The organism is Arthrobacter sp. Dra40 (genome assembly GCF_059091905.1).
The window spans coordinates 1-7,272 of record NZ_JBNHHB010000241.1 but is presented as its reverse complement, the minus strand read 5'-3'; the positions used below and the strand labels follow the sequence as shown (position 1 = coordinate 7,272).

4 protein-coding genes are annotated in these 7,272 nt (G+C 68.9%); 2 read left to right on the top strand and 2 right to left on the bottom strand.

The genetic code is table 11. The features are described from left to right. Window positions 1-58 precede the first annotated feature (58 nt). The gene (locus AC5RWT_RS32600; RefSeq protein WP_494083838.1) at window positions 59-3,556 is read right to left on the bottom strand and encodes a S41 family peptidase; all 3,498 of its coding nucleotides are present in this window, start codon (window positions 3,554-3,556) and stop codon (window positions 59-61) included. Between the two features lie 9 nt (window positions 3,557-3,565). Beyond that, window positions 3,566-5,392, bottom strand: coding sequence for a protein kinase domain-containing protein (locus tag AC5RWT_RS32595; protein WP_494083837.1), 1,827 nt, complete (start codon window positions 5,390-5,392; stop codon window positions 3,566-3,568). A gap of 104 nt (window positions 5,393-5,496) precedes the next feature. On the opposite strand from AC5RWT_RS32595, the gene lipB reads away from it, so the two are divergent. Further along, window positions 5,497-6,213, top strand: coding sequence for a lipoyl(octanoyl) transferase LipB (gene lipB, locus AC5RWT_RS32590; protein ID WP_494083836.1), 717 nt, complete (start codon window positions 5,497-5,499; stop codon window positions 6,211-6,213). Then, on the top strand, window positions 6,210-7,272 hold a 1,063-nt coding region (lipA, locus tag AC5RWT_RS32585; protein WP_494083835.1), incomplete at its 3' end, for a lipoyl synthase. The genes lipB and lipA, both read left to right, overlap by 4 nt.

The following is a 7,272-nucleotide window of genomic DNA, read 5'->3' as shown; positions in this document are numbered from 1 at the left end:
CAGCGAAGAACCCCGGTGCATTATCTGCACCGGGGTTCTTCGCTGGCAGCCGGAGCGCTCAGGCCTGGTCTTGCGGACGCGGCGGCAGCGGGCCCGGCCGCAGCACCGGATAGCCGGATCGGGCCGGCGGCTGGTCCGTCGGCAGTTCGCCGAGCATTTCCTTGAGGATGCCAACGCTGTGCTCCAGTTGCGGGTCCTCCCCTGCGCCGTAGGCGTGCGGCGGGAACGGCACCTCAATGTCCGGATCCACTCCGTAGTTCTCCACGCCCCAGCCCACGCCCTTGGTAAACCAGAACGCATACCGCGGCTGCGTGACACCGGTGCCGTCGGCCAGCGAGAACTTCGCGTCGATGCCGACCACCCCGCCCCACGTCCGTGTCCCCACCACCGGACCGATACCGCGCAGCTTGCTGACCTGCGTGATGATGTCGCCGTCGGACCCTGCGTATTCATCGGTGAGCACGACGACGGGGCCGCGCGGCGCGTGGGCCGGGTAGGTCCCCGGCTGCTCGCCGCGCGCGAGGTTCCACGCCGTGACCTTGCGTCCGATCAATTCGGCCACCAGCTGGGAAGTATGGCCGCCGCGGTTGCGCCGGACGTCGATGACAAGCGCGTCCTTGGCGGTTTCCACATCCAGATCACGGTGCAGCTGGGCCCAGCCGCGTGCCACCATGTCCGGGATGTGGAGGTAGCCGAAGGTTCCGTTGGATGCCTCGCGGACGGTGCGGCGGTTTCCGGAAACCCAGTTCTGGTAGCGGAGCCGTTCCTCGTCGCGGATGGGGATGACCGCAATCCGCCGCTGCAGGCCGGCTTCCGGGCTGCCGGGCCCGTTGACGATGGTCAGTTCGACGGTTTTGCCGGCCGCACCCACCAGCAGCGGAGCCGGCCCGGCCAAAGCGTCCACCGGGACTCCGTCCACGGCGGCGATCACATCGCCCGGCTGGACGGCCGCACCCGGCGCCGTCAACGGCGACATGGCCAGTGGATCGGATGATTCGCCGGCGAGGATCTCCTGCACCGTCCAGCCGGCGTCGGTCCGCGCCAGATCGGCGCCGAGCCGCCCCTGTTTCCCGGAGCCCGGCTCAGCGACCGGCGCGGGCTGGACGTAGGCGTGCGAGGTACCGAGTTCGCCGTGCAGCTCCCAGAGCAGGTCCACCAGGTCGTCGTGGGAACCAAGGCGCTCGACCAGCGGCCGGTAGCGGTCGTAGACCCCTTGCCAGTCCAGGCCCGCCATGTCCTCCGCCCAGTAGAAGTCGCGCTGCAGCCGCCAGGCCTCCTCGAAGGCCTGGCCCCAGACCTTGAGCGGTTCCAGCGTGACGCGGATCCGGCTCAGGTCCACCTGCACGCTCTCCGGCGAATCGTCGTCGACTTTCCCGGTGGCGGGCACGGCCCTGACCTGCCCCTTGTGCACGAACACGATCCGCTTGCGGTCCGGCGACAGTTCGTAGGATTCCAGGGCCGGCACCACCACGGACACCTCGCGGCGCGACAGGTCGAAGCGCTCCAGCCGCTGGGACTGCTCCGGCTCCTCTGCGGAGGCGCGCCCTTCCCCCGTGACACCGGCCGGGTCCGTGGCCAGCCACAGCAGCGCTCCGTCCACCGCGCTGAGGCGCGTGTAGCGGCCTTGCTGGACCGGGACGGGGATGATCCGCTCGCCCAGCCGTTCGGCGTCGACAACGATCTCCGTGGCAGCGGGCGTGGCTTGTTCCCCGGCCGGGGAAGCGTCCTGGTCCTTTTCCTCCGCCTGCGGCAGGTCCGGCAGCGTGCCGTGCACCGACGGGCCGAAGGGGGAAGACGTGGCGGCCGCCAACGCCACCAGGAACGGCTTGGTCGATTCGGGGAAACCCAAATCGAAGCTGTGCGTCGAATAGACCGGGTCGAAGCTCCGCTCGGAGAGGAACGCGGCGAATTTGCCGTCCGGGGTGAACGCAGGCCCGTGGTCGCGGAACCGTCCGTCGGTCACGTCGATGACGCTTCCGGTGCCATCGGCGCGCGCGAGCCGGAGCCGGGAGCGCGTCGCCTCCGCGGTGACCGGCTCGGCCCACAGGATCCAGCGCGAGTCCGGAGAAAAGACCAGCTCGCTCACCGCACCGTGGGTGGTGCCCGAGAGCGGGCGCAGCTGCCCGTTCCCGGCGTCGAGGACCAGGACCTGCCCGTACTCGGTGGCCACCGCGGCCAGCGTGCCATCCGGGCTGGCGGCCAGCGCGCTCACCCGGTCCGGCCCCGGCAGTTCCACCCGGCGCAGCTGCTGGGGTTCCAGCGTTTCGGCGGTGCGCGCGTCCGGTTCCCGGGCGTCCGCTCCAACGCCGCCGCTCTGCTTTCCGCCGGAACGCACCTCCACAATGGGTTGGGACTGGGTCGGGTTGACGACGGCGGAGGCCGACACCGGACGCGGCAGGCCTTCGGGCTCCGGCCGGGCAGGGGCCGGAGTGGCCGCGGCCGGGGCGGGCTGGCCGACGGCGGGAAGCTGTTCGAAAACCTGGCGGATGTAAAGAGCTTCTTCACCGCCGTGGTCGGCGACGTAGACCACCCGTGAGTCGCCAAGCGGGCGCGCCAGCCGGGCACGGACTCCAGGCGTCGCTTCCACGGCCCGCGAAGGTCCATCCCGGTGGGTGAGCCAGTGCACGGTTCCGTGCGTTTCTATGACCGAGGCAGTTCCCTTGGGGTTGGGAACGGCCGAGGCCAGATGCTGTGCCACGTTGAGCGGACGGCCCCGCCGTCCGGTCGACGCCGAGCCCAGGGTGATCTCCAGCCGGCGCGGTTCGGCGTCCAGGGAATCGAGCAGCCACAGTTCCCCGGCGGATTCGAAGACCACCCGGGTGCCGTCCGTCGAAGCGTGGCGGACATAGAAACTGTCATGGTCCGTGTGGCGTCGGAGGTCTGTCCCGTCCGGCCGCACCGAATACAGGTTGCCGTAGCCTTCGTGGTCGCTCAAGAAGGCGACCCGGTCCCCGATCCACAGTGGATCTGCCAGGTTCCCGTCCAGCCGGGCCACCAGTCGCTCGAATTCGCCTCCCCCGTCCCGGTCGATCCACAGCTTTCCGGCGGTACCGCCGCGGTAACGTTTCCACCATGCCGGCTCTCGCGAGAGCACGCTGCCGACCACCACGGGACGTTCGTCGCCAAGTTCGGGCCCGAACGCAACCGAGTCTACGGGCCCAAGGGCCAGCACCCGGGCATCGGAGCCGTCCAGCGGTACGGCGTAGGCCCAGGTGTGGCGGGATTCTTCGCGCTGGAAAGAGCTCGTGACCAACGCGTCGCCGTCGGGTGTGAATCCTTTGACCCTTGTGGAGGCATGGCCCCAGTAGGTCAGCTGGCGAAAGCCGCCGCCGTCCACCGCCGCCGTGACCGCTTCCGGCGCACTGGCTTGCACCACACCCCAGACCAGGTTCTGCCCGTCGGGAGAGAACCGGGGGTTCCGTGCGGGCAATTGAAGCGATGACACCCGCCACCCCCTGCCACCGGCAACGGGTGCAACCCACACGTCATCCTCGGCCACGAAGGTGACAAGATCGGCGTGCACATGCGGGTAGCGGAAGTAGCTCGATGAAGTCATGCCTCGATCTTAGTCACCGCCTGCTGCTGCCTCCGGGTCATCGGAGCGGCGGGGCGTTTCATGGACTGCCTGGATCAGCCAGCCTCCGTTCTGCCGCACCAGTGTCAGCAGGACGCGCTGGATCCTTGGATTAACCCGGCTTGCCACCACGTTGCCGTCGGCGGCCAGCTGCCGGAACGGAGAAGTGGTCACCGTTGCGGCCACCGCAACCTGCCCTCCCCCTGCGGTCTGCGCCGGGTCGGCTGCTGCCTCCTCCACGGTCGTTTCCAGCCCCTCCAGCCAGCTGCCCGAATGTGCCAGGGCCGTAATGATGTCCTGGTCGGCTGCCATCACCGCCGTCGCGGGAACATTGACCCGCTGCAACAGCGCCGGATCGCGCGTCCTCACCGCTTCCGTCCGCAACCAGACCAGGGCAGGCACGGCCGCCGCGGCATCACCGCCCCTAAGCGACTGCTCCACGTCCGCGGGCACGGCCCTGGGTTTCGGTGGGGCCGGTGAGGCCGGCGGTACGGCTGCGCGCCGCCCGGCAGCGGCCTGCTGCACCGGCTCGCCAGGGCGGGGCTCCCGGGCGGCGCCGAAGGGGTTGGGCACAGCCGACGTGAGGTCACCCGCTGCCACCGACGTCGCTCCAACGGCCACGGCCACCGCGGCTGCCGCCAGCAGTGCCTTGCCCCACCGGCCGCGCGCGGGCCGGGCGCCGGCTGCTTCCCGCCCGCCCGAACCGGCCGGGCCGCTGCGCCGCAACCGCTGCACCCGTGGTGTCCGCGGCCGGGCTGTGACGGGGGAAAGCGGACCGAACGCCCGGGACAGCAGCGCCTTGCCCTGGTACCCGGCTGCCCCTCCTCCCGCCTGCCGCCGGGTCAACAACCGGTCTGCAACGGACGGATGCGTCGAGACCGTCAAATCAAGTGCCTCGGGTTTGGCCACCCGGATCACGCGCCGGGCGAACTCCGCGGCTGACGGGCGCTCGTCCGCGCGCTCGGACAGTCCTTCTTCCAAAAGTGCCACCAGGGCATCCGGCACGCCGGGCATCAATGCGGTCAACGGCGGCCGCTGGGCTGTGGCAGCGGGCACCCGGCCGGTGAGCGCGAACCAGCCGATGGCCGCCAAGGCGTAGACATCGGATTCGGGGTCAAGACGTCCTACGCTGACGTCACTGTGCGGTTCCTTGAACCCGGGCGTACCTGCCGCAGGCGGCCGGTCGCTGCCCAGCGCCCGCGCGACTCCGAGATCGGCCAGCAGCGGCTTGCCAACGGCGGTGAACAGCACATTGCCAGGCGAGACATCCCCGTGGACCGTCCCCCTCCCGTGCAGGTAGTCCAAGACGTGGGCCATCGGGGTGAGGATAGTGACCGCTTCGCCCACGGCCAAGGGTCCGCGGGACGTGACGAGTGCCGCGAGGGAACCGCCGGCAGCATAGTCCAGCAGCAGGCCGGGTCCTAGAGTTGTGGCCACCCGGCCATGGGCGCGCAGCAAGTGCTCGTGCTGTCCGCCGGCCGACAGGGCCAGTTCACGGTCCGCCGCTGCGTTGGTCGACTCCGTCCGGTGCCCGTCCATGACAGCCCATGGCGCCGGGCTGCCCTCGTCGGGACCGCCGCGTTGCCGCGCCGCACGGCGCGTCAGCGACGGGACTTCCCTGCCCCCTGCGACGGAAGCGGGCGACGCAGAAAACACCTTCAGGGCGTATTCGGCGCCGGTCGACTCTTCGCGGACCAGCCAGACGTGGGCACACGCGCCACTTCCCAGCCACCGCTGCACCTGCAGCCCGGGGGCCGCAGGTGGCGGCGGTTCAGTCCCCCGGGCGGCTGCGCCGGATCCCTGTGCCTCTTCGCCCATGAACCACTTCTACTCCGTTTGCCCATGAGGTGCAGAAGTTATCCACAGCCACGGATCCGCAACACAAATAGAAGTGCCGGGCACACCAAGCGTAGGCTGGCGGAATGGCTCTTGAGTTCTCACGGTTGGGCTTCGCCCCCGACTACGTCGATTATGAAGAAGGCTGGGCGCTGCAGCGCAAGCTGCACGCGGAAGTGGTGGCGGGAACCGCGCCCAGTTCCGTGCTGTTGCTTGAGCACAGTCCGGTCTACACCGCCGGAAAACGGACGGAAGACCATGAACGGCCGCTGGACGGCACGCCAGTGGTCAGCGTGGACCGCGGCGGCAAGCTGACCTGGCACGGCCCCGGCCAACTGGTCGGTTATCCCATTGTCGCCCTTCCCGACCCCACCCGGGTGGCTGACTACGTCAACATCCTGGAGCAGGTGTTGATCAACGTGCTTGCCGGCTATGGCGTCGACGGTACCAGGATCGAGGGCCGCTCCGGCGTCTGGGTCGAGGCTGACGAGCGCGGCCCGGCCCGCAAGATCGCCGCGATCGGCATCCGAGTCAACCACCGGGTCACCATGCACGGCTTCGCCCTCAATTGCCGGAACGACCTTGCCCCGTACAGCCAGATCATCGCCTGCGGCATTGCCGACGCAGGCACCACCACCATCCAGGCCGAAACCGGGCTGGACGTGGCCCCGGCCGACATCGCCGACCGGGTGGAGGAGGAACTCCGCTTGTTCGAGAACTCTTTGGTCAAGACCGGCACCCCCGGCCCCGAGGCCACCGACACCCACACTGGCCACAGCCAGACCGAAGGAGCCCTGCTGTGACGCTCGCCCCCGAAGGACGACGCCTGCTGCGCGTCGAGGCCCGCAACGCCGCCACTCCCGTGGAGCGCAAGCCTGACTGGATCAAGGCCAAGGTCACCATGGGCCCCGAGTACGTGGGCATGAAGAACCTTGTCAAGAAGGAAGGACTGCACACGGTCTGCGAAGAGGCCGGCTGCCCGAATATTTTCGAGTGCTGGGAAGACCGCGAGGCTACCTTCCTGATCGGCGGTTCCGAATGTACCCGGCGCTGTGACTTTTGCCAGATCCACACGGGAAAACCCTCGCCGATTGACGTCCTCGAACCCACCAAAGTGGCTCAGTCCGTCCAGCAGATGAATCTGCGCTACGCCACTGTCACCGGTGTTGCCCGCGACGACCTGGCCGACGAAGGCGTGTGGCTCTATGCCGAGACCGTGCGGAAGATCCACGAGCTGAACCCGGGCACCGGCGTCGAACTCCTGATTCCGGACTTTTCCGGCAAGCCTGAGCACATCACCGCTATCTGTGACTCCAAGCCGGAAGTGTTCGCGCACAACGTGGAAACGGTGCCGCGCATCTTCAAACGCATCCGTCCTGCGTTCCGCTATGAGCGGTCGCTGGATGTCATCACGCAGGGCCGCGACCAAGGCATGGTGACCAAGTCCAACCTGATTTTGGGCATGGGCGAAACCCGCGAGGAGATTTCCGAGGCGCTGCGTGATCTCCACGCCGCGGGCTGCGATCTGATCACCATCACCCAGTACCTCCGCCCGACCGAACGGCACCACCCGGTGGAGCGCTGGGTCAAGCCGGAGGAGTTCGTTGAACTGAGCCAGGAGGCCGAGGAGATCGGATTCCTGGGTGTGATGAGCGGGCCGCTTGTGCGCTCGTCCTACCGCGCCGGGCGCCTCTGGGCCACCGCCATGCGCAAGAAGGGCCTGGAGCTTCCGCCCGAACTCGCGCACATCGGCGAATCCGGCAGCACCCGCCAGGAAGCCGCCACACTGATCGCTCGACGCGCTGCGCGAGGACCTGGCGGACATTATTGCGTGGCTTGGCGAACTGGTGCGCCAGGTGGAC